The 24,717-nt window shown below is 66.5% G+C and carries 26 protein-coding genes; 18 read left to right on the forward strand and 8 right to left on the reverse strand.

The window, feature by feature from the left end:
• Nucleotides 1-13: 13 nt before the first annotated feature.
• From G452_RS0110925 to G452_RS0110940, 4 genes are read right to left on the reverse strand one after another with little or no spacing between them, the layout of a single operon-like run.
• Nucleotides 14-1,270 carry a TRAP transporter large permease gene (locus G452_RS0110925; protein ID WP_022662299.1) on the reverse strand — a complete coding sequence of 419 codons (1,257 nt, stop codon included), beginning with the start codon at nt 1,268-1,270 and terminating at the stop codon, nt 14-16.
• A complete protein-coding gene (locus tag G452_RS0110930; RefSeq protein WP_022662300.1) occupies nt 1,264-1,791 on the reverse strand; it encodes a TRAP transporter small permease in 528 nt (175 codons plus the stop codon). The genes G452_RS0110925 and G452_RS0110930 overlap by 7 nt, the downstream gene beginning before the upstream one ends.
• Nucleotides 1,792-1,802: 11 nt before the next feature.
• Nucleotides 1,803-2,798 (reverse strand): TRAP transporter substrate-binding protein DctP, encoded by a 996-nt coding sequence (dctP, locus tag G452_RS19165; protein WP_162141300.1) that lies wholly within the window; start codon nt 2,796-2,798, stop codon nt 1,803-1,805.
• Nucleotides 2,799-2,856: 58 nt separating this feature from the next.
• Nucleotides 2,857-3,735 (reverse strand): TRAP transporter TatT component family protein, encoded by an 879-nt coding sequence (locus G452_RS0110940; RefSeq protein WP_022662302.1) that lies wholly within the window; start codon nt 3,733-3,735, stop codon nt 2,857-2,859.
• A gap of 123 nt (nt 3,736-3,858) precedes the next feature.
• On the opposite strand from G452_RS0110940, the gene G452_RS19170 reads away from it, so the two are divergent.
• The 18 genes from G452_RS19170 to G452_RS0111030 all read left to right on the forward strand — a co-directional run bounded on the left by G452_RS19170 (nt 3,859) and on the right by G452_RS0111030 (nt 22,463).
• Nucleotides 3,859-4,989, forward strand: coding sequence for a (Fe-S)-binding protein (locus G452_RS19170; RefSeq protein ID WP_022662303.1), 1,131 nt, complete (start codon nt 3,859-3,861; stop codon nt 4,987-4,989).
• 50 nt (nt 4,990-5,039) lie between these two features.
• Nucleotides 5,040-6,353 (forward strand): hypothetical protein, encoded by a 1,314-nt coding sequence (locus G452_RS0110950; protein ID WP_022662304.1) that lies wholly within the window; start codon nt 5,040-5,042, stop codon nt 6,351-6,353.
• A 117-nt stretch (nt 6,354-6,470) separates the two neighbouring features.
• Nucleotides 6,471-7,634: a THUMP domain-containing class I SAM-dependent RNA methyltransferase gene (locus G452_RS0110955; protein ID WP_027189194.1), complete on the forward strand. Its 1,164-nt coding sequence runs from the start codon at nt 6,471-6,473 to the stop codon at nt 7,632-7,634.
• Nucleotide 7,635: 1 nt separating this feature from the next.
• Nucleotides 7,636-7,944, forward strand: coding sequence for a hypothetical protein (locus tag G452_RS0110960; protein ID WP_022662306.1), 309 nt, complete (start codon nt 7,636-7,638; stop codon nt 7,942-7,944).
• A gap of 141 nt (nt 7,945-8,085) precedes the next feature.
• Entirely contained in the window at nt 8,086-8,334 is a 249-nt protein-coding gene (locus G452_RS0110965; protein WP_022662307.1) for a hypothetical protein, read from the forward strand.
• Complete coding sequence (locus tag G452_RS0110970) at nt 8,331-8,807, forward strand: acyl-CoA thioesterase (protein WP_022662308.1); 477 nt, start codon at nt 8,331-8,333, stop codon at nt 8,805-8,807. Before G452_RS0110965 ends, G452_RS0110970 begins: the two co-directional genes overlap by 4 nt.
• A 60-nt stretch (nt 8,808-8,867) precedes the next feature.
• Nucleotides 8,868-9,737 (forward strand): 16S rRNA (cytidine(1402)-2'-O)-methyltransferase, encoded by an 870-nt coding sequence (gene rsmI, locus G452_RS0110975; RefSeq protein ID WP_022662309.1) that lies wholly within the window; start codon nt 8,868-8,870, stop codon nt 9,735-9,737.
• The gene (gene bioB / locus G452_RS0110980; RefSeq protein ID WP_051142038.1) at nt 9,734-10,783 is read left to right on the forward strand and encodes a biotin synthase BioB; all 1,050 of its coding nucleotides are present in this window, start codon (nt 9,734-9,736) and stop codon (nt 10,781-10,783) included. Before rsmI ends, bioB begins: the two co-directional genes overlap by 4 nt.
• Nucleotides 10,783-11,328, forward strand: a complete 546-nt coding sequence (locus G452_RS0110985; protein ID WP_022662311.1) for a biotin transporter BioY — start codon at nt 10,783-10,785, stop codon at nt 11,326-11,328. The genes bioB and G452_RS0110985 overlap by 1 nt, the downstream gene beginning before the upstream one ends.
• A gap of 60 nt (nt 11,329-11,388) precedes the next feature.
• Nucleotides 11,389-12,174: a PTS system mannose/fructose/sorbose family transporter subunit IID gene (locus G452_RS19175; protein WP_022662312.1), complete on the forward strand. Its 786-nt coding sequence runs from the start codon at nt 11,389-11,391 to the stop codon at nt 12,172-12,174.
• Nucleotides 12,175-12,229: 55 nt separating this feature from the next.
• A complete protein-coding gene (locus tag G452_RS0110995) occupies nt 12,230-12,547 on the forward strand; it encodes an HPr family phosphocarrier protein (RefSeq protein WP_022662313.1) in 318 nt (105 codons plus the stop codon).
• Nucleotides 12,547-14,331, forward strand: coding sequence for a phosphoenolpyruvate--protein phosphotransferase (gene ptsP, locus G452_RS0111000; RefSeq protein WP_022662314.1), 1,785 nt, complete (start codon nt 12,547-12,549; stop codon nt 14,329-14,331). Before G452_RS0110995 ends, ptsP begins: the two co-directional genes overlap by 1 nt.
• Nucleotides 14,332-14,343: 12 nt before the next feature.
• Complete coding sequence (gene smpB, locus G452_RS0111005; RefSeq protein WP_022662315.1) at nt 14,344-14,829, forward strand: SsrA-binding protein SmpB; 486 nt, start codon at nt 14,344-14,346, stop codon at nt 14,827-14,829.
• A 203-nt stretch (nt 14,830-15,032) separates the two neighbouring features.
• Nucleotides 15,033-16,484 carry an ATP-binding protein gene (locus tag G452_RS19180; RefSeq protein ID WP_022662316.1) on the forward strand — a complete coding sequence of 484 codons (1,452 nt, stop codon included), beginning with the start codon at nt 15,033-15,035 and terminating at the stop codon, nt 16,482-16,484.
• Nucleotides 16,474-17,862, forward strand: coding sequence for an FAD-binding oxidoreductase (locus G452_RS0111015; protein ID WP_022662317.1), 1,389 nt, complete (start codon nt 16,474-16,476; stop codon nt 17,860-17,862). The genes G452_RS19180 and G452_RS0111015 overlap by 11 nt, the downstream gene beginning before the upstream one ends.
• Nucleotides 17,859-19,043, forward strand: a complete 1,185-nt coding sequence (locus tag G452_RS0111020) for a (Fe-S)-binding protein (protein ID WP_022662318.1) — start codon at nt 17,859-17,861, stop codon at nt 19,041-19,043. The genes G452_RS0111015 and G452_RS0111020 overlap by 4 nt, the downstream gene beginning before the upstream one ends.
• Nucleotides 19,044-19,074: 31 nt before the next feature.
• On the forward strand, nt 19,075-21,630 hold the full coding sequence (gene secA, locus G452_RS0111025) for a preprotein translocase subunit SecA (RefSeq protein WP_022662319.1): 2,556 nt from the start codon (nt 19,075-19,077) through the stop codon (nt 21,628-21,630).
• A 74-nt stretch (nt 21,631-21,704) separates the two neighbouring features.
• Nucleotides 21,705-22,463: a tetratricopeptide repeat protein gene (locus G452_RS0111030; protein ID WP_022662320.1), complete on the forward strand. Its 759-nt coding sequence runs from the start codon at nt 21,705-21,707 to the stop codon at nt 22,461-22,463.
• Between the two features lie 113 nt (nt 22,464-22,576).
• Here G452_RS0111030 and G452_RS0111035 read toward each other — a convergent pair whose 3' ends face one another.
• The 4 genes from G452_RS0111035 to G452_RS19190 form a co-directional block, all read right to left on the reverse strand.
• Entirely contained in the window at nt 22,577-23,227 is a 651-nt protein-coding gene (locus G452_RS0111035) for a flavodoxin family protein (RefSeq protein ID WP_022662321.1), read from the reverse strand.
• A gap of 170 nt (nt 23,228-23,397) precedes the next feature.
• Nucleotides 23,398-23,871: a DinB family protein gene (locus tag G452_RS19185; protein WP_022662322.1), complete on the reverse strand. Its 474-nt coding sequence runs from the start codon at nt 23,869-23,871 to the stop codon at nt 23,398-23,400.
• Nucleotides 23,872-24,193: 322 nt separating this feature from the next.
• Nucleotides 24,194-24,403 carry a hypothetical protein gene (locus tag G452_RS21495; protein ID WP_155887672.1) on the reverse strand — a complete coding sequence of 70 codons (210 nt, stop codon included), beginning with the start codon at nt 24,401-24,403 and terminating at the stop codon, nt 24,194-24,196.
• A partial coding sequence (locus tag G452_RS19190) for a hypothetical protein (RefSeq protein ID WP_027189198.1) occupies nt 24,400-24,717 on the reverse strand: 318 nt, incomplete at its 5' end. The genes G452_RS19190 and G452_RS21495, both read right to left, overlap by 4 nt.

A 24,717-nucleotide genomic window follows, 5' to 3' on the forward strand; every position in this document is an offset into this window, starting at 1 on the left:
GCCGGGGGGGAGCCTAGAGGCCGGGCAGCCAGAGCGAGAGGGCCGGGACGTAGGTGATCAGCAGGACCACGGCGGACAGGATGGCCAGAAAGGGCAGGGTGGAGCGGCAGGTGGTCAGGATCGGCTTCTGGAAGCGGTAGCTGGCGATGAACAGGTTCAGGCCTACGGGCGGCGTGCAGTAGCCGATTTCCATGTTCGCCAGGAAGATGATGCCCAGGTGCACGGGATCGACGCCGTAGCCCGCGGCGATGGGCAGCAGCAGGGGCACCACCAGCACGGTGGCCGAGAAGATGTCCAGCACCGCGCCGAGCGCGAGCAGAAAGATGTTCAAGAGCATCAGGAAGGACCATTTGCTGGTCACGAAACCCTGCACGAACTCGAAGAGGCGCTGGGGCACCTCCTGGTCGATGAGCAGGTTGGTGGATGCCTGGGACACGGCCAGAATGATCAGGATGCCGCCCACCAGGGTCATGCTGCGGGTCATGATGCCCGGCAGCTCGCGCCACTTCACGTCGCGGTAGATGGCGACCTCCACCAGGAGCACGTAGGCCGCGGTCACGGCGGCGGCCTCGCCCAGGGCGAACCAGCCGGAGTAGATGCCGCCGAGCACGATCACGGGCAGGGGCAGCTCCCAGGCCGCCTTGCGCGCGGCGGAGGCGATGTCGGCCGGGCGGAAGGGGGTCAGGGGAATGCGGCTCTTCAGGCCCTGGCGCACGCACCAGAGGCCCAGAAGCAGGATCATCAGGACGCCCGGCACGATGCCCGCCAGGAAGAGGTTGTTGATGTCCTCGCGGGCGATGATGCCGAAAAGGATCAGGGGAATGGCCGGGGGAAAGAGCAGGCCCAGGCTGCCGGACGTGGTCACCAGTCCGAGGCTGAAGCGCTCCGGGTAGCCCTCGCCCGCGAGCGAGGGGTAGAGCAGCGCGCCCAGGGCGATGATGGTCACTCCCGAAGCTCCGGTCAGGGCGGTGAAGGCCGCGCAGACCAGCAGGGTGACGATGCCCAGGCCGCCGGGCATCCAGCCGAGCAGCGCCTTGGAAAAGCCCACCAGCCGCTCCGAGGTGCGCGAGCGGGCCATGAGCTCGCCCGCGAAGGTGAACAGCGGAATGGACACCAGCACGGGCGTGTCCACGAGGCGGTGGATTTCCATGGCCACCAGGGAAGGGTCCAGCCCGTCGGACATGAATCCCAGGATGGCCGTGGCCGCGATGAGGGCGAAGAGCGGCGTGCCCATCAGGGCGAAGCAGCCGAGCAGCAGCTTGATCAGCATGGGCGCTCCCCGGTCACGACCCCGCGGGCGAGATCGCGGAGCAGGACCAGCCCGGCCGCGAGGTAGCGCAGGGCCATGACCCCGAAGGCCAGCGGCATGATCAGCTCGACCACCCAGGAGGGCACGCCCTGCATGGCCTGCATGCCGTATTCGTATTCGTCCAGAAGGAACAGGCCGCAGGAGTGGGCCAGGGCCGCGCAGACCAGGGCCGTGAACAGGTAGGCCAGCCCCTTGCAGAAGGCGGCGGCCCGCAGCGGCAGGAAGTGGTTGATGACGTCGATGGAAAGGTGGTCCTGGTTGCGCGAGGCGACCATGGCTCCCAGCAGGGCGATCCAGAGCACGAGGCGGCGCAGGAGCGGGTCGATCCAGACCAGTCCGGTCTGGGCGGCGTTGCGCAGCACGATCTGGAGCACGGCGAGCACGATCATGCCCGCCAGGGACAGCACGAGCAGGCCCGTCTCGGCGGATTCCAGCGCGTGCAGCACCCTGCGGGGAAACGAGGCTTGGGAACGGCTTTCCATCGCGGGCTTGCTCAGTTCACGGCCCGGATGGCGGCGCGGACCTTTTCAAGCAGGGCCGGGTCGAGCTTGCCCTCGTCGCGGTAGCGCTCCACCAGCTCGTCGGCAACGGCCTTGAAGCGCGCGTGGCCCTCCGGCGTGACGGGTTCCAGGGTGATGCCCTGGGCCAGCAGCGCCTGGAGCGCGGAGTCGTTCTCCAGCCGCACGCTCTTGTCCACTTCGCTCATGCGCCGCGTGAAGATGTCCATGACGGTCTTGCGGTCCGCGTCCGAAAGCTTGGCCAGGGCGCGGTCCTGGAAGGCCAGGGTGCTGTAGGAATAGAGAAGGGGCTCGTCCATGATGTGCTTGATGCGCGTGAACCACTGCAAGGCCAGCGCGGCCACGGGCGAGGAGACCACGGTGTCGATGACTCCGGTCTGGAGCCCGGTGAGCACGTCGGGCAGGGGCAGGGGAATGGGGGTGACGCCGAAGGCGCTGAACGCGTCCTGGCCCAGCTGGGAACCTTCGGGCAGCCAGGGCTTGATCCGGGTCATGTCCGCGGGGCCGTGCACGGGCACCGCGCCCATGACGTGGATGAACCCGACCTCGATGAGTCCGGTGCAGTCCAGGCCCTTGGCCTTCATGCGGCGCAGCAGCTCGGGCTCGACAGCGGCGCGGGCCGCGTCGGCCTGGGCCGGGGTGGTCACGAGCATGGGCATGCCGATGATGCCGAAGCTGAAGTCCATCTGTTCCAGGGAACCGGCGGAAAGGGTGGCGGCCTGGAGCTGGCCCGCGCGCATCTTGCGCATTACCTGGGCGTCGGAGCCCATGACCCCGCCCGCGTAGATCTTGACCTGCACGCGGCCCTGGGTGGCGATCTCCACTTCCTTGGCGCCCTCGCGCAGGGACGTGGTCACGGTGGTGCCGTCCGGCGCGAGCGTGGCGATCTTCAGGGTTTCGGCTCCGGCGGTGCCGCCGAGCAAGGCCAGGGCGAGCGCCAGGAGCGGGGCGAGTATGGAAAAACGGTTCATGGGCATGGTCCTCTTTTGTCTTGGGTGTCCGCGGAGTGGTTCCGCGGTCGGGCGGCGGCTAGAAGAAGTCGTCCGCCTCCTGCAGGAGCACGGCGGCCTCCCGCTTTGCCAGGGTGTTCTGCAGGGCCAGATCGGGCTGCACGTCCGCGGGCGTGTCCATGACGTGGGCCAGGAGCCTGTCGTGCAGTTCGCGGTCCTGAAGGGGGCGCGCGTAGCTCTTGGCGAAGGTCACGTAGGTCAGCAGATCGGCCCCCTTGGAAATTTCGATGGCCCGCTCGAAATGCGCGCGGGCTTGTTCGGGCTTGCCGCCGTAGGCGGGCGGCAGCAGGGTCTGGAGGATGCCCATGAGCACATGGGGCGCGCCGTCGGCGTAGGTCTCGTCGAGCTGGAGCATGCGTTCGGCCAGGGCCTGGAGCTTGGGCACGTCGGCCACGTCGGTCCAGGAGCCGGGCCGGGCCTTGATGTACGCGCCCCAGGCATTGACGGCCGCGTGGATGTATTTGAGGTCGCCCTTGTCCAGGCTGGCGGGCACCGGGCCGAATTCGGCGGCGGGCTTGTCCCAGAGCCGGGCGAAATCGTCGCTGCGCTCGGAAAGGGCGCGTATGGCGTAGTCGCGGGCCTTGGCGGTCATCAGCCTGGCCCGTTCCGGGTCGCCGTCGAGGGTGAAGGCCACGGCGTAGGCCGTGAGCAGGCCGGAGGCGGCGGCCAGGGTGTCCTCGTCGTCGGGCGAGCCTTGGACCAGGGCGTCCATGAAGATCAGATAGGAGGGAATGCCCTGGCGCACGGTTTCCAGATCCTGCTGGCGCTTCACCGAGGACGAGAGGTTCTCCATGATCGGGGAGGCGGCCCCGCGCATCAGCGCGCCGCAGCCGGTCATGGCCAGGCAGGCGAGGATCAGGGCCGCGAGGGCCGGGGGGGCGAACTTGGGGCGCGTCAATGCTCTGTTCTCCGGTATGTGTTGCGAAGGGGGGATATATCAAAATAATGGCGCGAGTGAAACTATATTAGGTTAAAACGTCGATCCCTTGCCATTTCCATGAGTTGGGAGTAAGGCGGGGCCATGCCCGAAATACCGGATCACGCCCTGCCGCACGAGTCCGCGGCCGCATGCGCGCAGACCTTGGCCCAAGGCTGCAAGCTTTGCAAAATGTGCCTGAAGGAATGCCCGCTGATCAAGAAGTGGGGCATGCCCGGCGAGATGGCCTCGCGGCTGCTCTCCGGCGAGCTGGACGTGGAAGGCGCGCGCGAGGCCGCCTTCGAATGCACGCTCTGCGGGCTCTGCACCCAGGTCTGCACCGTAAGCGGCCTGGACCCGCGCTCCCTCTTCGCGGCCCTGCGGCGCGAGGCCGCGGCGGAGCAGCCGCAGCGGCTCAAGCCCTACAAGCCCCTGCTGCGCTACGAGCGCACGGGCCTGACCGGGGCCTTCTCCTTTTTCGGCCTGCCGCGCGGGGTGCGGCGGGTGTTCTTCCCTGGCTGCTCCCTGTCGGGCACGCGGCCCGAAACGGTCTGGCGCGTGCTGGAAAAGCTGCGCGCCGATGATCCGGCCACGGGCTTCGTGATGCGCTGCTGCGCCAAGCCTTCGCTGATGCTGGGGCGCACGGACTTTTTTTTGGAGCAGAGCCGCGCCCTTGCGTCCCGCCTGGAAGAGGCCGGGGTGGAGGAGCTGCTCGCGGCCTGTCCCAACTGCTTCAACGCCCTGCGGGAGGCGAAGCCGTCCTTTGCGGTGCGTACGGTCTACGAGGTGCTGGCCGAGGGCGATCCCGAACCCGGTCCCGGCATGGAGCGGATCAAGACCGCCGTGCACGACCCCTGCGTGCTGCGGGCGGAAAAGGGCGTGCACTCCGCCGTGCGCGACCTGCTCTGGAACCACGGCTGCTCGGTTTCGGAAATGCGCCACGCGCACCACAAGGCGATCTGCTGCGGCGAGGGCGGCGGACTGGCCGTGGCCCATCCGGAACTGGCCGACCACTGGCTGAAGACCCGGCTGGAAGAGGCGCGGGGACGGGAACTGGCCGTGTATTGCTCCGGCTGTCTGGAGCGGCTCGCGCCCCATGCGCCCACGCGCCACGTTCTGGACATCCTGCTGGACGGGCCGGGCGGCGAACCGCCGCGCCCATCGTCCGGCCCGGCGAAGTATTTCAACCGATTGCGCCTGAAAAAGCGCGCGGCTGCGCTCTATCGCGGGGAGTGACCCGAAATCCCGGCCTTTACCGGGACCGGTGATCGGGGTAGGGAGCAGACATGCGTGACGAAAACGGCCAGGTGACCCAGCCCGCAAGGGAGCGCGGCGTTTTAGCCGCCGCTCCCCTGGCGCTCGCCTATCTGCTGCTGCCGCTTTCCTGGACCGTCTCCCGCTTCGCGCCTTCCCTGCGCATGCCGGGCTGGGTTCCTTCGGGCTGGCCCTGGCTGGCCCTGGCCGGGGCCGGGCTGCTGGGAGCCGTGGCCGCGCTGGCCACCCGGCGCAACCCCCTGAAGCGCGTTCCCGTCTGGATGGCGCTGCTCGCGGCCGCCTGCGGCGCGCTGCTGGCCCTCTGCCTGATCAAGCTCAGCCTGCCCCGTCTCCAGGGGCCGTTCTTCCCGGTCGAACGCTTCTGGCTCCTGGCCCTGCCCGAAACCGCCCCCCTGATCTTCACGCTGCTGGCCGGAACCTGGGCCATGAGCTTCGGAGCGCCCGCGCGCGTCTGGTTCCGCCGTTTCGGCACGCTGCTCGGCATGCTGGTCGTCGCGGACGTGGCCTTTGCCAGCTTCCTGGCGGGGTTCCCCGTGCCGGGCGGCGTTCTCCTGGACGGAAGCCTGGCCGAGCGCCACGCCTTCCTCCTGGGCCTGGCCCTGCTGCTCGGCGTGGACGACGCGGACCGCAAGGGCCGCTTTCCCTCCTGGCAGAGCATGACGATCATGGCGGGCCTGCTCGGCTGCGGCTCCCCCGCGGCCCAGCTTGCCGCGGGAAGCGCCTACCTGTTCCTCTCGCGCGAGCGCCTCGAGGCGCGCATCGGCTTCGCCCTGGCCTGCGCGGGCGGCGTGGCCGGACCGCTCTACGGCGGCACGCCGCTGCACATGGACGGGCGCATGCAGGTCTACATGACCTGGATGGCCGGGCTGGAGAGCTTTGCCGCGCACCCCCTGGCCCTGCTCAAGGGCTTCGGTCCCTGGCCGCTGGATTTCCACCTGCCGGAGCAGGCCGCTTCGGCCCTGGGCATGCCGGACATGAATTTCAGCCTTCCGCCCCGCGCCGTGCCCTCGTTCTGGATGCGGGCGGCCCTGGTCTGGGGCGCGCTGCCGCTCCTGGCCCTGCTGCTGACCAGCATGGCGCTGACCGCGGTGACTCCGGGCCGGGCCATGGCCGGGATCATGGCCCTGGCCCTGGCCCAGGGCGTGGTCTTCCCCCTGCTGTACGACGGCTCGGCCGCGCTGCCGCTGTGCCTAGCCGTGGTCTGCCTGCTGGGCGAGGGCGTGCGCGTGCTGCGCGCCGAAGCCGACTCTGCGCCGGATTCCCCTGCCGCCTCCGTTTCGGAGCCGGTCTCCCCGCCGGACCCGGAATCCGGCACCGGAGCCTGACGGCGTATCCGGTTGCCGTGTCAGCTCGGCGTCTCAGGCCGCCGGACCGGGCCGCCGGATTGATTCGCCGCGACGGGGCGCTTGCCAAGCGCCCGCCCGCATCGTATGCCCTGGCATATGTCTGAAACCTATCCTTTACTGATCACCTGCCCCAAGGGGTTGTCCTCCTGGCTGCGCGCCGAGGTCGAGGCCCTGGGCCTGCCCGTGCGCCGCGAACTGCCGCTCGGCGTCGAAACCCAGGGCGGCCTGGAAGAGGCCATGCGCCTGAACCTCTGGCTGCGCACCGGCCACCGCGTGCTGCTGGAGCTGCGGCATTTTCACGCTCCGGACGCGAGCCTGCTGCACGCCCGCGCCGTCAAGCTGCCCTGGGAGGAGTGGATTCCCGAGGACGGCTACGTGACCGTGAGCGCCGCCGTGAACAATCGGGGCCGCGAGCACTCGGGCCACGCCGCGCTCAAGATCAAGGACGCCGTGGTGGACCGCATCCGCAAGAAAACCGGGCAGCGCCCGGATTCCGGCCCGGACCAGCGCGGAGCCTCGGTATTCCTCTACTGGCAGGGCGACAGCGCCACGCTCTATCTGGACACCTCCGGCGAGCCCCTGGCGCGGCGCGGCTACAAGCTCCAGCCCCACAAGGCCCCGCTCCAGGAAACCCTGGCCGCGGGCATCGTCATGGCCGCCGGACACAAGCGCGGACTTTTCGTGAACCCCATGTGCGGCAGCGGCTCCCTGGGCTGCGAGGCGGCGCTCATGAGCCTGAACCGCGCGCCGGGCCTGCTGCGCGAACGCTTCGCCTTCATGGGCCTGAAGACCTACGACCCCGGCGCGTTTCAGCGCCTGTGCGCCGAGGCCCGCGCCGCAGAGCACGACTCCCCCGGCGGGCGCATCGTGCTCACGGACCACGACCCCGCTGCCGTGGCCGCTGCCCGCGCCAATGCCGAGCGGGCCGGGCTGGCCCCCTTCCTGGAGTTCGCAGTCTGCGATTTTCGGGAAACGGAAGTCCCGGAAGCGACCGAAGAGCAGCCGGGCTGCGTGATCCTCAACCCGGAATACGGCATGCGCCTCGGCGAGGAGGACGTCCTGGGCGAGGTCTATTCGGCCATCGGCGATTTCTTCAAGCAGCGCTGCTCCGGCTACACGGGCGGCGTGTTCACGGGAAATCCGATCCTGGCCAAGCGCGTGGGGCTCAAGACTCGTCGGCGCATCCCGTTCTTCAACGCCAAGATCGAATGCCGCCTGCTGCTCTACGAACTGTACCAGGGCAGCCGCAAAGGGGAATGATGTGGCCTTCTGGACCGCCATCGTCCGGTACATCGCCGTGGAAAAGCTCCGAGACATGGGCGAGGACGTGCTGGCCCACGGCCGGGCGGTCTTCGCCGAGGAGCTGGCCGCCGGGAAGACCCAGAAGGAAGCCGCGCGCGTCGCGGCCAAGGCCATGACCCGGCACGCCGCGGACAAAGGCAAGGGAGCGGGGCAGCTCGCCGGAAGGACCGCCGCCCGGATCGCCGGGCAGGTGTCGCTGGCGGCGAAAAAAGTGCGCGGCGCGGCCGGGAGCCTGGGCGAGACCCTGCGGCGCAAGCTGGGCCGATAATAACGCGCGCGCCGTGCCCGGCGGGCTTTTGCTCCCGCCGCGACTTGACAATCCCGATACGAACCGACATCAAAATGTAATGCGCCCTGCCGCACCGAACGCAGGGCCGTTTCCGGCTCACAGACAACCGGGGGGGACCAGATGAGCCGCAAGGTCAAGTCCGTGCGCGTGCCGAAGGAACTGGAAACCATCGATCTTTCCGGCATCATCCGTGAATGCGAGGCCTACCTGCGCGACCTGGAATCCGCGACCCTGCTCAAGGCGCAGGGCAACCGGGATGCTTCCGAAGCCTTGATCAAGACCCGCGAGCGGGATCTGGGCAAGCGCATCGGCATGATGGTCTACAAGGCGCGCGTCGAGTATGGGCGCGGCCTGGGGGAAAAAGAGTGAATCCGAAAAAAGCCTCGGAATCCGCGGTGGTCATGACCCACATCGCCCTGCCCGAGGACGCCAATCCCGCGGGCAACCTGCACGGCGGCGTGATCCTCAAGCACGTGGACACGGCCGGGGGCGTGGTGGCCATGCGCCACGCGCGCGCCAACGTGGTCACGGCCTCGTTCGAGCGCATGGATTTTCTGGAGCCCGCCTACGTGGGCGAGCTGATGACCTTCAAGGCCAGCCTGAACTACGTGGGCCGGACGAGCATGGAGGTCGGGGTGCGCGTCGAGGCCGAGAACCCCATCACCGGGCACGTGCGCCACACCAACTCCGCCTACGTGACCTACGTGGCCCTGGACGAGAACGGCAGGCCCCGTTCCGTGCCGCCCCTGGACCTGGACACGCCCACTGCCGAGCGCCGCGCCCGCGAGGCCGAAAACCGCCGGCGCATGCGCGAAGCCATCATCCGATCCGAAGAATATTAGGGGGAAGCCGGGCCGGGGGCATCTTCTTGCCTTTTCCCCGTTCATGCCGGATGATGCGGCATGTCCGACGAAATCACTCCCCTTCTTCCCGCGTCCGACGGGCTCGGCGTTCTGTATGTGGTGGCCACGCCCCTGGGCGACGCCGAGGACTTGTCGCCGCGCGCCGCGCGCATTCTCAGCGAGGCCGACCTGGTCCTGGCCGAGGACACCCGCCGCTCCGGGCTGCTGTTTGCGCGCCTGGGCATCGCCCGCAAGGACGGCCTGGGCTTCACGAGCTTTCACGAGCATAACGAGGAACAGCGCACGCCCGCCGTGGTGGAGCGGCTGCTCGCCGGGCAGAGCGTGGCCCTGGTTTCGGACGCGGGCACCCCGCTCCTGTCCGATCCGGGCTACCGGCTCGTGCGCGCCTGCCGCGAGGCCGGGGTGCGCGTGCGTCCCGTGCCGGGGCCGAGCGCGCCGCTGGCGGCGCTTTCCGCCTGCGGGCTGCCGCCCTATCCCTTCTCGTTTCTGGGTTTCCCGCCCCGCAAGACATCGCAGGCCGAGCGCTTTTTCGCGGCCCACAGGGACACGGGCGCGACCCTGGTCTTCTTCGAGCGCAAGTCGCGCCTGCGCGAGAGCTTGGAGGCGGCGCACCAGGCCCTGGGCGACCGGGAATTCTGCATCGCCCGCGAGCTGACAAAGGAATACGAGGAATTCCTGCCCGGCAGGCTCGGCGCGCTGGAGGGCATGGACCTGGAGCTGCGCGGCGAGATCACCGTGGTCGTCGGCCCGGCGTCCGGGAACGAGCGGACCCCGGAGGCGGAGGTGGCCCTGGCCCTGGCCGAGGAGACAAAAGCCGGGGGTAAGCCCAAGGAGGTGGCCCGGCGCGTTGCCGCGCGGGTCAAGGGCTGGACAGCCAAGGAAGTGTATGCCATGCACAATCCCGCATGAATAAAAACACGGATTCTCCAGGTGTGGAAGAGGCGGACGCGGCGGACCGGAACATCCTGGACGCGCTGGTGGCGGGAGCCTTGTCCGCACGCTTGCCGGACGAGGAGGCGATCAGGGCGCTGACGGACTGGCCCGAAGAGGCCGCAGCGGAACTTTCCGAGGCGGCGGAGCGGGTTCGGGAACATTATTTCGGCGACGCCGTTTCCTTTTGCGGCATCGTCAACGCCCGCTCCGGGGCCTGCTCCGAGAACTGCGCCTTCTGCGCCCAGTCCGCGCACCACAAGGCGGTTTCGCCCCGGCACGAATTTCTGCCCCTGGACGAGATCCTGCGCGCGGCCAAGGCCCTGCGGGACGCGGGCGCCACGCGCTTTTCGCTCGTCACCAGCGGCAAGCGCCTCTCGAACCATGATTTCGACAGGCTTCTGGAGACGCTGCGCGCCGTTTCCGCGCTGGGGCTGCGGGCGGACTGCTCGCCGGGCGTCCTGGACCGTGGGCGGCTGCGGGAGCTGAAGATGGCGGGCTGCGGCGCGTACCATCACAACCTGGAGACGGGCAGGGCTTTTTTCCCGCGCATCTGCATGACCCACGCCTACGAAGAGGACGTGCAGTCCGTGCGCGACGCCGTGGAGGAAGGGCTGACGGTCTGCTCCGGCGGAATCTTCGGGCTGGGCGAGTCCTGGGCGGACCGGGTCGAGCTGGCGCTGGAGTTGCGCAACCTGGGCGTGCATTCCGTGCCCGTGAATTTTCTGCACCCCGTGCCGGGCACCCCGCTGGCGGACAGGCCCGTGCTTTCGCGGGGGGAGGCGCTCAAGATCGTGGCGCTTTTCCGCTTTCTGCTGCCGGACAGGCAGATCCGCATCTGCGGCGGCCGCCACGACGTTTTCGGTCCGGAGCACCGCGCCGAGCCGTTTCGCTCCGGCGCCAGCGGGATCATGGTCGGCGACTATCTGACGCTCAAGGGACGGGACGCGGCAGAGGATCGGGATTTGGCCCGCGGCCTCGGCCTGCGCCCGGAGCGCGGAGAAGATTATTCAGGAGGGGCGTGATGAGCCGGATGCCACTGGGAGAACTGCACAAGCTGGTCTGGACCGCGCTTCTGGCCGCCACGGTGGCGGCGGGCGCGTACCTCATCGTGCCCATCGGCCCGGTTCCGGTGTCCATGCAGCCGCTGTTCATCTTTCTGGCCGGATTCATCCTCGGCCCCAAGCGCGGCGCGGCCTGCCTGCTGCTCTATCTGGCGGCGGGCGCGGCCGGCCTGCCGGTTTTCGCGGGGGGCAACTCCGGCCTGGGCGTGCTCATGGGGCCGACAGCGGGCTACCTCTACACCTATGTGCTCATGGCCGCGATCGCGGGCCTGGCCACGGGCGGGCGGGGCGAAATGCTCTCGTTCGCGCGGGGCTTCCTCTTCGGCCTGATCGGCCTCGCCGTGGTCTACGCCGGGGGGGTGCTCTGGCTGATGCGCGCCCTGGACATGAGCCTGGACAAGGCCCTGGCCGTGGGCTTCTATCCCTTCATCCTCTGGGATCTGTTCAAGATCGTGTTCGCTGTGGCTTGCTATCGCATTCTCGTTCGGTATAGCATCGTCCGGTAGTTCCGGGGCGCGGGGCGCGCGGCCCGGCGCAATTTGGACGAGCAACCTGCTGGAGGCCCATTGGGGGCGAAAGGTATTTCCGGCGAAGGCCGGGCTTTGGTGAACTGCTACCTGCGCTGCTATCTCGCGGGCGCGTGCTTCAACGCGCGCGGCTACTACAGCGTGGGCCTGTCCTACGCCATGGACCCCGGACTGCGGGCCATCCACAAGACACCCCAGACGCTCATGGAAGCGCGCGGCCGCTACGTCAACCATTTCAACACGCATCTTTTCTGGCTGCCCTGCCTCGTGGGCATCTTCCTCACGGCGGAGCGGCACGTGGCCGCCGGGCACATGCCCGCCAAGATGATCGAGCGGCTCAAGGACACGGCGGGGTACACGCTTTCGGGCATAGGCGACTCCGTCTTCGCCGGAAGCCTCTTGATTTTCTGGGCCTTGTCGTCTATCTGCCTTCTGCTTGCGGGCTGCCGGACCCTGCCGCTGCTCGTGGGCGCCGGATTCTTCGTCGGCCTGCAATTTTTCCGGGTCTACACCTTCTGGGCCGGACACCGCCGGGGACTGGCCTTTCTCGAAGGTCTGCGAAGATGGGATCTGATCAACTGGGGGCAGCGGATCAAGCTGCTCAACGGATTGCTGCTGCTCTGCCTCTGGCTGCTGGCCTGGCCCCGTCCCCTGCTCTGGACGGACTGGATCTACATGACGCTGGGCATGGCCTTTTTCGCCCGCTTTCTCCAACACCGACAGGTTCCCCGCGAAGTGGTGCTGGTGGCGTTCCTCCTGGTCATGGGCGCGCTGCCCTGGATCGCCGGGGGCGTGAAAATGCTGTTCGAACGGCTGACGGGCTGAAGATTATCTGTTAGGAATCGTGCGTTGGCATGCGCGAGAAAACGGGAAGAATACGATGGAAGAAACCGCAGGCGCCGTGAACGAAGAAAACGCCGGAGGCCAGTTCCTGGTCCGGCGGGTGGTGGTGGCCAACCAGCTTGGCCTGCACGCCCGTCCGGCAGGAGCGCTGGCGCAACTGGCCCAGTCCTTCACGAGCGATATATCTCTCGAGTGCGACGGGCAGGAAGTGGACGCGAAAAGCATCCTCGACCTGCTCACGCTGGCCGCGGCCCAAGGCACGCGGCTGGACCTCAAGGCCAGGGGCGAGGACGCCGAGTCCGCCCTCGACCGCATCGAAAAGCTGTTCAAGGAGCGCTTCGGCGAAGGGAAGTAGTGGCCGACAAGATCATCACCGGAATCCCGGTTTCCTCGGGCATCGTCATCGGCAAGGCGGTTTTCGTCAACCGCAGCCATCGCTCGGTGCTGCCCAGGCACACGGTTTCCGCGGACATGGTCGAGGCGGAGAAGGGGCGGCTGGAAAACGCCTTTCTCGTGGCCGGGCAGGAGATGGAAAGCATCCGGGACAAGGTTCCCGGCGAGCTGGAACAGCACCGCCTGATTCTCGATTCCCACCTGATGATGCTCCGCGACCCCAAGCTCATGGGCCGCGCCAAGGAGCACATCCAGACCCTGCGGGTGAACGCGGAATGGGCGCTGGAAAAGGCCGTTTCCGAACTGGCCCAGGCTTTTCTCGGCTTCGACGACGTCTATCTCAAGGAACGCTTCCAGGACGTGCGCCAGGTGGCGGACCGGGTGCAGACGCACCTGCTCGGCACCGTGCGCGACCTGACCACCATCGGGGGCAGGGCCATCATCATGGCCCACGACCTGACCCCGGCGGACACGGTTGAAATCGACGTTTCCCGCATTCTCGGCTTCGCCACCACGCGCGGCGGCAAGACCTCCCACACCGGAATCATGGCCCGCACCCTGGGCATTCCCGCCCTGGTAGGCGTGCAGGAGCTGGAAAACTCCGTCACGGACGGCGACCTCGTGGTCATCGACGGGATCAAGGGCCGCATCGTGGTCAATCCGGACGAGGAGGAGCTGTTCGAGTACAACACGCTCGCCTCCCGGTTCGAGGAATACCAGAAGAAGATCATCCGCCGCTGCCTGCTCCCCGCGGAGACCAGCGACGGCTTCCGGGTCAAGGTGCTGGCCAACATCGAGCTGCTCGAAGAGGTCACCGCCGTCATCGACAACGGCGGCGAGGGCATCGGCCTCTACCGGACCGAATATTCCTACCTGAACCGCACGGACCTGCCCACGGAAGACGAGCTGGCCGAAAAATACGTGGACCTGGCCAGCATCATGTCCCCGCGCAAGGTGGTCTTCCGCACGCTGGACCTCGGCTCGGACAAGAACATCACCGAATTCGGCCAACTGGACGAAGCCAACCCGGCCATGGGCCTGCGGGCCATCCGCTTCTGCCTCAAGCACCCGGAACTGTTCAAGGTCCAGCTGCGGGCCATTCTCCGCGCCAGCGTCTACGGCAACGTCTCGCTGATGTTTCCCATGATTTCGGGCCTGCGCGAGCTGCGCCGGGCCAAGGCGCGGCTCAAGGAGGCCCAGCTGGAGCTTTCGCGCCGGGGCGTGCCCTACAATCCGGACATGCCCGTGGGCATCATGGTCGAACTGCCCAGCGCCGTGATGATCGCCGAGCTGCTGGCCCGCGAGGTGGACTTCTTCTCCATCGGCACCAACGACCTGATCCAGTACAGCATGGGCATCGACCGGACCAATCCCAATGTTTCCTATCTGTACCAGCCGCTGCACCCGGCCATCCTGCGCTCCATCAAGCAGGTCGTGGACGCCGCGCACCAGGCGGGCATCGAGGTCAGCCTCTGCGGCGAGGTGGCTTCCGACCCGTTCTGCGTGCCGATCCTCATGGGCATGCAGATCGACTGCATTTCCCTCTCGCCCCAGGCCATTCCCGGCATCAAGCGCATCATCCGCCAGACCCGCATGGGCGAATGCCGCCAGCTTCTGCGCGACGTGATCAGCCAGCAGACCGTGGGCAGGATCAACCGCATGGTCAAGGACTCGATTTTCAAGAAGTATCCCGAGGAGCTGATGTTCTTCGCGTCCCTGCTGGACAGCGAGGAGCTTCCCGGCTAGCCTCTCAATCCCATGGCGAAAAAATCAAAATCCCCTTCCGGCGACGGTCGCAAGACCATCGGCGTGAACAAGCAGGCCAGACGCCTGTACGAGTTCCTGGAAACCTTCGAGGCCGGGCTTTCCCTGGTGGGCAGCGAGGTCAAGTCCCTGCGCGAGGGCCGCGTGGCCTTCAAGGACGGCTACGTGCGCCTCAAGGACGGCGAGGCCTGGCTCGTGGGCGTGCACATCGCGCCCTGGGACCACACCGGCCCGTATGACCAGCACGACCCGGAGCGGCCCCGCAAGCTGCTGCTGCACAAGCACGAGATCGAGCGGCTCCAGGCCCGCGTGGACCAGAAGGGCCTGACCGTGATCCCCGTGTCCATGTATTTCCGGGGCGGCCGGGTCAAGCTGGAGATCGCGCTCGGCCGGGGCAAGAACGTCCACGACCGCCGCGACGACCTCAAGGCCCGCGACATGGCCCGCGACACGGCCCGCCAACTCGCCGCGTACAAGTAGGCGCGCTTATTTCCGCAATATTTCCTCTGCGATTTCGGAGCGTTGCCTCTCTCTTGACAGATAGGACTAATAGATTAGTCTTACGAGCAAGCGTGTGGTTTGCCTGCTCGTATCGTATGGCAAATCAATCAATATTTTTAGTTGGTTGCCGCACCTTTCGGAAATAGCGAGAAATCCTTCCGCTTATCAGGAGGCGTGAGAGCGTGCTGAATGTCTCGGAACGCGAAGTCCTGGAACGCATGGTTTCGGATAACCCCTGGTGGGAGTCCGGCGGCGTTGCCGCGTTCTACGACGACTTGGGCCGTCGCGACTATTTTCCGGAGTTCTACCGCCTGCTGGCCGTGAGCACGGTGCGCCGGGCCGTGGTGCTCATGGGGCCGCGCCGCGTGGGCAAGACCGTGATGCTCTTCCAGACCGTGGCCGAACTGCTCCGTGCCGGCCAGAACCCGACCAGGATTCTTTATGTTTCCGTGGATATGCCCCTGTTCCAGGGCATGCCGCTGGAACGTCTGATGCGTCTGTTCATGGAGCGCAACGGCATCGACCGCCAGGAACGTATGGTCGTTCTTTTCGACGAGATTCAGTACCTTCCGGACTGGGAGCGGCACCTCAAGAGCCTCATGGACACATATCTGCACGCCCGTGTGGCCGTATCCGGCTCGGCCGCCGCCGCTCTGAAGCTCAAGAGCGACGAGTCCGGGGCCGGGCGTTTCACGGACTATCTCCTGCCCCCGCTGACCTTTGCGGAATACCTTGCCCTGATCGGCAGGGAAGGGGAGCTGGTCCGTGAGCAGGAGGCGCACCAGCCGGAATTGCCTAACTATTCCGTCCGGGACATGGCGGGGCTCAACGCCGAATTCCTGAACTACCTCAACTACGGGGGCTATCCCGAGGCCGTGGCCGATCCGGAGGTGCGCGGCGACCCCGCCCGCTTCATCAAGCGGGACATCGTGGACAAGGTGCTGCTGCGCGACCTGCCCAGTCTCTACGGCATCCAGGACATTCAGGAGTTGAACCGGCTGTTGAATACCGTGGTCTACAACAGCGGGAACGTGCTTTCACTGGACCAGCTCTCCAAGTCGTCCGGGGTGAGCAAGGATACGATCAGGAAGTATCTGGAATATCTGGAGGCGGCCTTTTTGATCCGCAAGGTCCGGCGCATGGACGAGCACGGACGCTGGTTTCAGCGCGAGCGCAGCTTCAAGGTCTACCTGACCAATCCCTCCCTGCGGGCCGCGCTGTTCAGTCCGGTCCGGGATGGGGACGAGGCCATGGGGCTGCTGACCGAAACAGCGATCTTCAGCCAATGGTTCCACTGTCGGGAAGAGCTGGCCTATGCCCGCTGGAAGACCGGGGAGGTGGATCTGGTGCATCTGGATCAGCTCGGCCAGCCTCGCTGGGCGCTGGAGGTCAAGTGGACGGATCGCTATTATGATTCCCCCGAGGAACTGAAGGGCCTGCTGACCTTTGCGCGCAACGTGCTGCGCGCGCCGGCTTCCACGGTCACCGTGACCACCAAGACCCGAAGCGGAGAAAGGAGCGTGCAGGGGCAGCGGATCGATTTCATTCCCGCGAGCCTCTACTGCTACACCGTGGGCAAGAATTTGTTGCAATGGGCGAAGAGGGGCATGGGCGAGAACGAAAATGGCGAATGATCTTTCCGCTTCCGGGCGGAGCTTTCTCTCCGGGCTTTTCCCCGGCGACGGAGCCGTGTTCGCGCCGGAGGAGCTGGTGGCTTTCGCGGGCGACGCCGGCCAGAAGGAGGCCGCGCCCTGGGCGGCGGTGCGGCCGGAGAGCGAGGAGCAGCTTTGCGAGCTGCTCAAGTGGGCCGACGCCGAGCGCGTGCCCGTGTATGCGCGGGCAAGAGGCACGAACAAGGTCGGCCAGACCGTGCCGATCCGCGGCGGGGTGGCGGTTTCCTTCCTGCGGATGAACCGCATCCTGGACATCGACCCGCGCGACTTCGTGGCCGTGGTCCAGCCCGGCGTGGTCACGTCCGAGTTCCAGGCCGAGCTGGCCCGGCAGCGGCTCTTCTATCCCCCGGATCCCGCGTCCATCAAGATTTCCACCCTGGGCGGCAACGTCTCCACCTGCGCCGGGGGCATGCGCGCGCTCAAGTACGGCGTGACCCGCGACCACCTCCTGGGCATGCGCGCGGTGCTGCCCGGCGGCAAGGTGCTGCGCCTGGGCTCCCGCTGCCACAAGGACGTGGCCGGACTGGACCTGACCCGTTTGCTCGCGGGGTCCGCCGGAACCCTGGCGCTTTTTTCCGAGCTGACCCTCAAGCTGTTGCCCCTGCCCGAAGCCTCGGCCTCGGCCCTGGCGGGATTCGCGGATTTCGAGACCGCCCTGGCCGCAGCCGCCGGGGTCTTCCAGGCGGGGCTGCTGCCCTCGGCCCTGGAGTTCATGGACGCCGTGACCCTGGAGGCGCTCTCCCGCGAGTTCACCGGGCCGGAATACGCCTGGCTGGGCCGCGCCCGCGCCGCGCTGCTCTTCCGGCTGGACGGCTCGGCTGCGGCGGTGCGCGCCGAGACGCAGACCCTTGGGAGCGCGCTGGACGAATACGCGCCCGTATTTCTGGAAACGGCCTCCGGCCCGGACGAGGAAATCCTCTGGGACGTGCGCCGGGCCGTCAGCCCCAGCCTGTTTCATCTCGCTCCGGACAAGAGCGGCGAGGACGTGGCCGTGCCGCGCGGCAGAGTGCTGGAGGCGGTGCGCGGCCTGGCGGCCATCGGCGAGCGCCTGGGCCTGCGCACGGCCTGCTTCGGCCACCTGGGCGACGGCAACCTGCACTCCAACATCCTCTACGACCGGGCCAAAGGGCAGGCGGACGCGGCCCGGCAGGCCAAGGCCGAACTGTTCAAGCTCGTGCTCTCCCTGGGCGGGACCATCACGGGCGAGCATGGCGTGGGCCTGTCCAAGAAGGACTGGCTCGCGGACCAGATCGGCCCGGTGGAGCTGGACATCATGCGGCGGCTCAAGGCCGCGTTCGACCCGCACGGAATCATGAACCCCGGCAAGGAGTGGGCATGAGCGGTGCAGGGGGGCGCGGCGAGGCGCGGGACGGCTCCGGCTGCATCCTCTGCGGCAAGTGCCTTGCGGTCTGCCCGCTGCTGGGGGCCACGGGCCGGGAGGAGCTGGCCCCGCGCGCCAAGGCCCGGCTGGCCGCGCATCTGCTGGAGCGTCCCGAAGAACTGGACGGCCGCGACGCGGCCCGGCTGGCCGCGCTCTGCCTGGGCTGCGGCCGCTGCGCCGAGGCCTGCGGCCAGGGGGTCGAACCGGCTTCCCTGGTGGCCCGGCTGCGGGCCGCGCATCCGGGCTGGCGCGAATGGCTCTGGAAGCAGTGGATCGGCCGGGCGGAAACGCTCTGGCCCGCCGCCTTCCGAGCGGGAAAATTTTTGGGCCGAACCCCGGAAAGCCTGTTCCCCGGACGTTTCGGCGCGCTGCTGAAATCGCTGCGGGGTCTGGACCGCCCGCGCATCGATGCTTATGTACGCCTCACGGCCGGACCAAAGGCGGAAGCGCAGGAATGGACCGGCGCGCGCGAGGCGCTGCTGTTTTCGGGCTGCGCCGGGCGGTTCGCCCGGCCCGACTGGGACGAAGCGGCTAGGCGTCTGCTCGCCGGGATCGGCCTGCCGCGCATCGACGCGGACTTCGCCTGCTGCGGCTCCACGCTCGGCGGTGCGGGCCTGCTGGAAGAACAGGCCGAGGCCCGCAGGAGAAACGTGGAGATCTGGCGCGCGGCAGGGCGGCCCGCGCTGGTAGCGTACTGCGCCTCCTGCGTGCGGGGGCTTGCGGAATACGCCGCCGACGGGGAACTTTTCACGGACGGGGACGAAGCCGCGCTCTGGGCCGGGCGGGTCACGCCTCTGGCCCGGCTTTTGAAATCCGCCCGCTTTGTGGTATCGGAGAACGCGCCGCAGGCCGTGGGCTACCACCGCCCCTGCCACGCGCCCGAACCGGACGAGGATCTGGCCCTGCTGCGGGCCGTGCTGGGCGGGCGGCTGCGTCCCCTGCCGGACCGCTGCTGCGGATTCGGCGGCGCTCTGCGGCTGGCCGCGCCCGGACTGGCCGAGGCTGTTTCCGCCCGGAGGGCGGCCGACCTCGCCGGAGCGGAGCAACTGCTCACGGGCTGCACGGCCTGCGCCCTGGAGCTGGCGTCCATCGCGCCGGAAACGACGCGAACAGGCCACTGGCTCGAATTATTTTCATAGAGAATCCCACCAGGAAGAACTGGAGAAAGGCATGTTCAAGAAGATTTTCGGTTCCAAGAACGACCGGTACCTGAAGAAATGCCGGCCCATCGTGCAGAAGGTCAACGACCTGGAAGGCCGCATGAAGGCGCTTTCCGACGACGAGATGCGGGCGCAGATATCGGCGTGGCGGACCGAAGTCCAGAACGGACGCGAGCTGGACGACCTGCTGCCGGAGTGTTTCGCCCTGGTGCGCGAGGCGGGCATCCGCTCCCTGGAGATGCGCCACTTCGACGTGCAGATCATCGGCGGCATCGCCCTGCACGAGGGCAACATCGCGGAGATGCGCACCGGTGAGGGCAAGACCCTGGTGGCGACGCTGCCCGTGGTGCTCAACGCCATTTCCGGACGGGGCGTGCACGTGGTCACGGTCAACGATTACCTGGCCAAGCGCGACGCCGAATGGATGGGGCGGCTCTATGGATTCCTCGGCCTCAGCGTGGGCGTGGTCGTGCACGGCCTCACGGACGAGGAACGCCAGGCGGCCTACGGCGCGGACATCACCTACGGAACGAACAACGAGTTCGGCTTCGACTATCTGCGCGACAACATGAAGTTCTACAAGGAACAGCTCGTCCAGCGCGAACTGAACTACGCCATCGTGGACGAGGTGGACTCCATCCTCATCGACGAGGCCCGGACCCCGCTGATCATTTCCGGCGCCATCCAGCAGTCCACCAAGCTCTACGGCCAGATCGACCAGGTCATCCCGCATCTGAAGAAGTGGGACAAGACCGAGGAAGAGATCGCCATGGAGAAGGACGGGCAGAAGCCGGAGCCGCGCGGCGACTTCGAGGTCGACGAGAAGGCCCGCGCCGTGACCCTGACCGAGCCGGGCGTGGAAAAGGTCGAAAAGCTGCTCGGCATCGACAACCTGTTCGATCCGCAGCACATCACGGCCCAGCATCACGTGCTCCAGGCCCTCAAGGCCCACCACATCTTCAAGCGCGACGTGGACTATGTCGTCAACGACGGGCAGGTGGTCATCGTGGACGAGTTCACGGGCCGCCTCATGCCGGGCCGCCGTTTTTCGGACGGCCTGCACCAGGCCCTGGAGGCCAAGGAACACGTCAAGGTGGAGAGCGAGAACCAGACGCTGGCCTCCATCACCTTCCAGAACTATTTTCGCATGTACGACAAGCTCGCGGGCATGACCGGCACGGCGGACACCGAGGCCGTGGAGTTCCGGGAAATCTACGACCTGGACGTGGTCGTGATTCCCACGCACCGCGAGATGGTCCGCAAGGACCGCCCGGACCTGATCTTCCGCACGCAGAAAGAGAAATACGACTGCATCGTCGAGGACATCGCCGAAAAGCACAAGCTGGGGCAGCCCTGCCTCGTGGGCACGGTGTCCATCGAGAAGTCCGAGATGCTCTCGGCCCTGCTCAAGAAGCGCCGGGTGCCGCACAACGTGCTCAACGCCAAGAACCACGAGCATGAGGCCGAGATCGTGGCCGAGGCGGGCCACGCGGGCAAGGTCACCATCGCCACGAACATGGCGGGCCGAGGCACGGACATCAAGCTGGGCGAGGGCGTCAAGGAGCTGGGCGGCCTGCACATCATCGGCACCGAGCGCCACGAGTCCCGCCGCATCGACAACCAGCTGCGCGGACGTTCCGGCCGCCAGGGCGACCCGGGATCCTCGCGGTTCTATCTCGCCCTGGACGACGACCTCATGCGCCTGTTCGGCTCGGACCGCATCTCCGGGATCATGGAGCGCATCGGCATGCCCGAAGGCGAGCCCATCGAGAACAAGATGGTCTCCAAGGCCATCGAGAACTCGCAGCACCGCGTGGAAAACCACAACTTCGAAATCCGCAAGCAGCTCCTGGACTTCGACAACGTCATGAACCAGCAGCGCGAGGTCATCTACTCCCAGCGCCGCGAGATCATGACCGCCGAGACCATGGACGAGATCGTGGCCGGGTACAGCGCCGACCTGCTGGACGACATCTATGCGAACCTGGAGCAGGGCCGCAAGACCGGGGACGAGGAAGCCGAGACCGAGGCCCGCAAGCGGCTGGAGGAGATCTTCAACTTCGAGCGCTTCGAGGCCTTCCGGGGCGAGCTGCCCGACCGCGAAACCGCGGACAAATGGCTGGAAGAGGTCTTCGAGCAGCTCAAGGCCATGGCCAAGGGCGCATACCAGGAAGTGCTGCGCTACTTCGTGCTGGAGGCCCTGGACCGCAACTGGAAGGACCACCTCCTGAACATGGACCACCTGCGCGACGGCATCGGCCTGCGCGGCTACGGCCAGAAGGATCCCAAGCAGGAGTACAAGCGCGAGGGCTTCCAGCTCTTCCAGGAGATGCTCTTCGTCCTGCGCGAGAACGCCCTGCGCGCCCTGACCCACGTGCGCATCCGCGACGAGGTGCGCGAGGAGGAGTTCCAGCACGAGGACCGCGCCAAGCTGAACTATGCGGGCGGCGGCGACAAGGCGGACAAGCCCGCGAAGCAGCCTGTGGTCAAGGACGACAAGGTCGGCCGCAACGACCTTTGCCCTTGCGGGTCCGGCAAGAAATACAAGAAGTGCTGCGGCCGCTGAGGCCGCGGTTGCTCGGAGCGCGCCCGTGATCCGGGGGGCGAAGGGCGCGCCCGGGCGAACCGAAAGGGAGAGCGATGCAGGAACGTGACGAGCGCGGGAGGGAGGTGCTCGGCGTCTACTCGCACAGCCTGAAGTACCAGTACCAGTTCGGCGAGCGGGGCTCCAGCTACCGCCAGGGAACGTACTGGTTCGTCATCCGGCTGGACGAGGAGCGATATTCGGTGCAGCCCCTGAATGGGCATCACCTGCCGTCCGGCGTGACCAAGACCGTGACCAAGGAAGAGTTCCTCCAGTATTACACGCCGGAGATGGAGTACTTTCGCAAGCACACGGCCCCGGCCCTGGAGAGCCTGCGCGAGAAGCTCTTCATGGGCCGCCGCTTTTTCGACATGGGCCGCCTGGACAAGGCCGAAAAGCTCTTCTGCTCCATCGTGCTTCAGGACGAGACCAACATCGACGCCAACACGGGCTTGACCGAGGTCTACGCCAACCAGAAACGTTTCACCGATCTGCGTACCGTGCTCGACAGGCTTTTCGGCGTGGACGATCTCTTCCGGGAACAGCAGCGCCACAAGTTCAACGAGTTCGGCATCCTTCTGCGCAAGCAGGGCCTTTTCGACGATGCGGTGCGGTTTTATCGCAAGGCCCTGGAAGTGAATCCGGAAGACGACCACCTGCACTTCAATCTGGCCCGCGCCTATTACGAGCGCGGCAGGAAGGACAGCTGCCTGGAACATCTCTACGAGTGTCTGCGGCTCAACCCGGGGCTCGTGGAAGCCGCCTGCTTCCTGGACCACATCGAGGAGGAGGACGCCAAGGAGTCCGGGAGCTGATCGCTCCGCCTCCGCCTGTTGCGCCGATCGGCGACGTGCATGCGAAAAGCCGCTCCGGGAATCCGGAGCGGCCTTTTTTTTGACGATCAGGGAAAGGCGGTGCCGCCGCGCGATCAACTGCGCTTTTCGGCCAGCCGCAGACCCAGGGCGCGGGCTTCCGCCATGTCTTGAGGGAACTGGGCATCGTGGTGCGCTTTCTTGCCCTCCGGGTCGAAACGCGTGCAGAGGTACTTGGAATAGTCGTCGAACTGGAGCGTGTCCGGCACGAACAGGGTTTCCAGATTGCCGAAAACGTGGTGGATGAACTCCCTGGTCTTGCGCAGGTGCGGGAAAAGGCCCATGTCCAGGGCGTCCTGCTCGGAAAGGTTCATGGTGTAGATCAGCCCGACGCGGCCCTGGCCCGCATAGAGCGAAGTGCGTTCCGGAGTATAGGTGTAGAGCGGGAAAAGCAGCCGTTCCAGCAGGCAGCGCATCATGCCGGACTCGGACCAGAAGTAGACCGGCGTGCCGAGCAGGATCACATCCGCGTCGAGCACGCGGTCCAGCAAGGGGTTCAGTTCGTCCTGCACCGCGCAGCGGCCATAGCTCGCGCCGCCGAGCTTCTTGCAGGCGAAGCAGCTGATGCAGCCCGTGTAGCGCAGGTCATAGAGGTGCACCAGTTCCGTGGCGGCTCCGGCCTGGGCCGCTCCGGCAAGGCCCTGCTCCAGGAGCCGGGCGGTGTTCCATTTCTTTCTCGGACTGCCGTTGATGGCGATGGCTTTCATGGTCGTTCGCTCCGTCTTGGGGTGTGTTCGGGGCAGGTTGGAGCAGCAGAGGGAAAAGATCAAGTACGCACTCTTTGGGAAGCGCGTACCCAAAAAGATACCATGACGCGCGGAGGGAGATCGCTTCCATGTGTCGCCTCAGGCGGAATAGCCGGCGCCGGCGGGCGGGCTCAAGGACGCAGGAGGTCGAATTTGACCCGCAGCGCTCCGAGGTGAAAGGCGGTATGCGCAAGCAGGCCAGCCGCGCCCCAGGCCGACTGCGCATCCACCGGGACATGCTCGGCCACGGCGGCCTCCAAAGCGGCCCCGCGCTGCTCAAGTCTGTGCCGGAGCGCGGCCCATTCTTCGTCATCCGTTTCACTCCGCGACCAGCTTTCGTCCCAGTCCGGCGCAATGTCGCGCTTCCCGGTGATCCAGTCCAGGAACACGTCAAAGCTGGTGGCCAGATGATAGGCGTGGGTCGCCACGGAAAATCCGGCCACGGGACGCGAGGCCTCTTCGGCGGAGAGACCTGCCAGCAGGGAAAAAAGTCCGTCGTCTCCGGGGTCGAGGAACGCGCCGCTTTCGTCCGCTCCGTGCAGGCACTCGTGCAGGACCACAAGAAGTTGTTTCGTGATCTCGGTTGCCGAAAGGGTAGTCGTCATTCCAGCGCTCCTCTTGAGGTTGCTTCATGCGGGAAATGGTCGCCTTCGCAGTGGCGGTGGCGGCAGACGCGAAGCGGGGGCATTCAAGGCTTTGCCCCTGCCCAAGCGCCAACAGAGTAATATTCACTGTTTTCGTCTGCGGTTGCAAGCAAGCAGGAATTTTTTGAGTCCATAGCAAAAAATGAGCACTCCAAAAGCGGCCATCGTCCACCCCGCCCAAGGGTGAGCCGGAAATGTGTCTACCTTTGTAAAAGTACCCGTTCTTGCGATATCGAGGCCATATAAAAAAGTTATAAAACCGAGCAAAAGAAAGAATAAGGGACTATTCATCCAATTTCTCCTCGATGCGACCAATTATAGCTCCACCAAGTCCTGCCCAATTGCTCGGCGGCGGACCGGGAACTTGCCTTCCCTGCACGAAATCCATTGCCGCCTGGCCCTTCTCCGGATTGGTGGCGGGCCGGGTGGCCATGGCCGCGCCCGCTTCGGTCAATGATAAAACGGGGCGGAATTCCGCCCCGCGTGGATTCATTCACTCTCGTCGTTCTGCTCGGGATCCTTCTTTGGGGTACTGGGCTTCCAAATTTTGCTCAATAGCCCATATATGCCGTAGGCCAGGAATACCACCCCCGCAAGAGAAACGACCCAGCCAGCCCAACGGAAGGCCGGAAAGGTGTCAGCCTGGGTAACTGTGCCGCCAATGGCGATCGCTTGACCACAGATGATCATAATTAGTCCAAAAACGATATTGGAATACGTTTGCTTACTCATCGCGTATCTTCTCGTAGATATCTTTTGCGGCATGAATTCCGAAGCCAGTATATCCGGCTTTGCTGACCGGCGGCG

Origin of the sequence: Paucidesulfovibrio longus DSM 6739, assembly GCF_000420485.1 — a bacterium.
GTDB classification, from domain to species: Bacteria; Desulfobacterota; Desulfovibrionia; order Desulfovibrionales; family Desulfovibrionaceae; genus Paucidesulfovibrio; species Paucidesulfovibrio longus.

Bases quoted from the DNA above. Each gene is read 5' to 3' on its own strand.
- G452_RS0110925 (WP_022662299.1), bottom strand. From the start codon at position 1,270: ATGCTGATCAAGCTGCTGCTCGGCTGCTTCGCCCTGATGGGCACGCCG.
- G452_RS0111015 (WP_022662317.1), top strand. From the start codon at position 16,474: ATGGCGAATGATCTTTCCGCTTCCGGGCGGAGCTTTCTCTCCGGGCTT.
- dctP (WP_162141300.1), bottom strand. From the start codon at position 2,798: ATGAACCGTTTTTCCATACTCGCCCCGCTCCTGGCGCTCGCCCTGGCC.
- secA (WP_022662319.1), top strand. From the start codon at position 19,075: ATGTTCAAGAAGATTTTCGGTTCCAAGAACGACCGGTACCTGAAGAAA.
- G452_RS0110985 (WP_022662311.1), top strand. From the start codon at position 10,783: ATGAGCCGGATGCCACTGGGAGAACTGCACAAGCTGGTCTGGACCGCG.
- G452_RS0110955 (WP_027189194.1), top strand. From the start codon at position 6,471: ATGTCTGAAACCTATCCTTTACTGATCACCTGCCCCAAGGGGTTGTCC.
- G452_RS19170 (WP_022662303.1), top strand. From the start codon at position 3,859: ATGCCCGAAATACCGGATCACGCCCTGCCGCACGAGTCCGCGGCCGCA.
- bioB (WP_051142038.1), top strand. From the start codon at position 9,734: ATGAATAAAAACACGGATTCTCCAGGTGTGGAAGAGGCGGACGCGGCG.
- smpB (WP_022662315.1), top strand. From the start codon at position 14,344: ATGGCGAAAAAATCAAAATCCCCTTCCGGCGACGGTCGCAAGACCATC.
- G452_RS0110930 (WP_022662300.1), bottom strand. From the start codon at position 1,791: ATGGAAAGCCGTTCCCAAGCCTCGTTTCCCCGCAGGGTGCTGCACGCG.
- G452_RS0110995 (WP_022662313.1), top strand. From the start codon at position 12,230: ATGGAAGAAACCGCAGGCGCCGTGAACGAAGAAAACGCCGGAGGCCAG.
- G452_RS0110950 (WP_022662304.1), top strand. From the start codon at position 5,040: ATGCGTGACGAAAACGGCCAGGTGACCCAGCCCGCAAGGGAGCGCGGC.
- G452_RS0110965 (WP_022662307.1), top strand. From the start codon at position 8,086: ATGAGCCGCAAGGTCAAGTCCGTGCGCGTGCCGAAGGAACTGGAAACC.
- G452_RS0111020 (WP_022662318.1), top strand. From the start codon at position 17,859: ATGAGCGGTGCAGGGGGGCGCGGCGAGGCGCGGGACGGCTCCGGCTGC.
- G452_RS19185 (WP_022662322.1), bottom strand. From the start codon at position 23,871: ATGACGACTACCCTTTCGGCAACCGAGATCACGAAACAACTTCTTGTG.
- G452_RS21495 (WP_155887672.1), bottom strand. From the start codon at position 24,403: ATGAATCCACGCGGGGCGGAATTCCGCCCCGTTTTATCATTGACCGAA.
- G452_RS0111035 (WP_022662321.1), bottom strand. From the start codon at position 23,227: ATGAAAGCCATCGCCATCAACGGCAGTCCGAGAAAGAAATGGAACACC.
- rsmI (WP_022662309.1), top strand. From the start codon at position 8,868: ATGTCCGACGAAATCACTCCCCTTCTTCCCGCGTCCGACGGGCTCGGC.
- G452_RS0111030 (WP_022662320.1), top strand. From the start codon at position 21,705: ATGCAGGAACGTGACGAGCGCGGGAGGGAGGTGCTCGGCGTCTACTCG.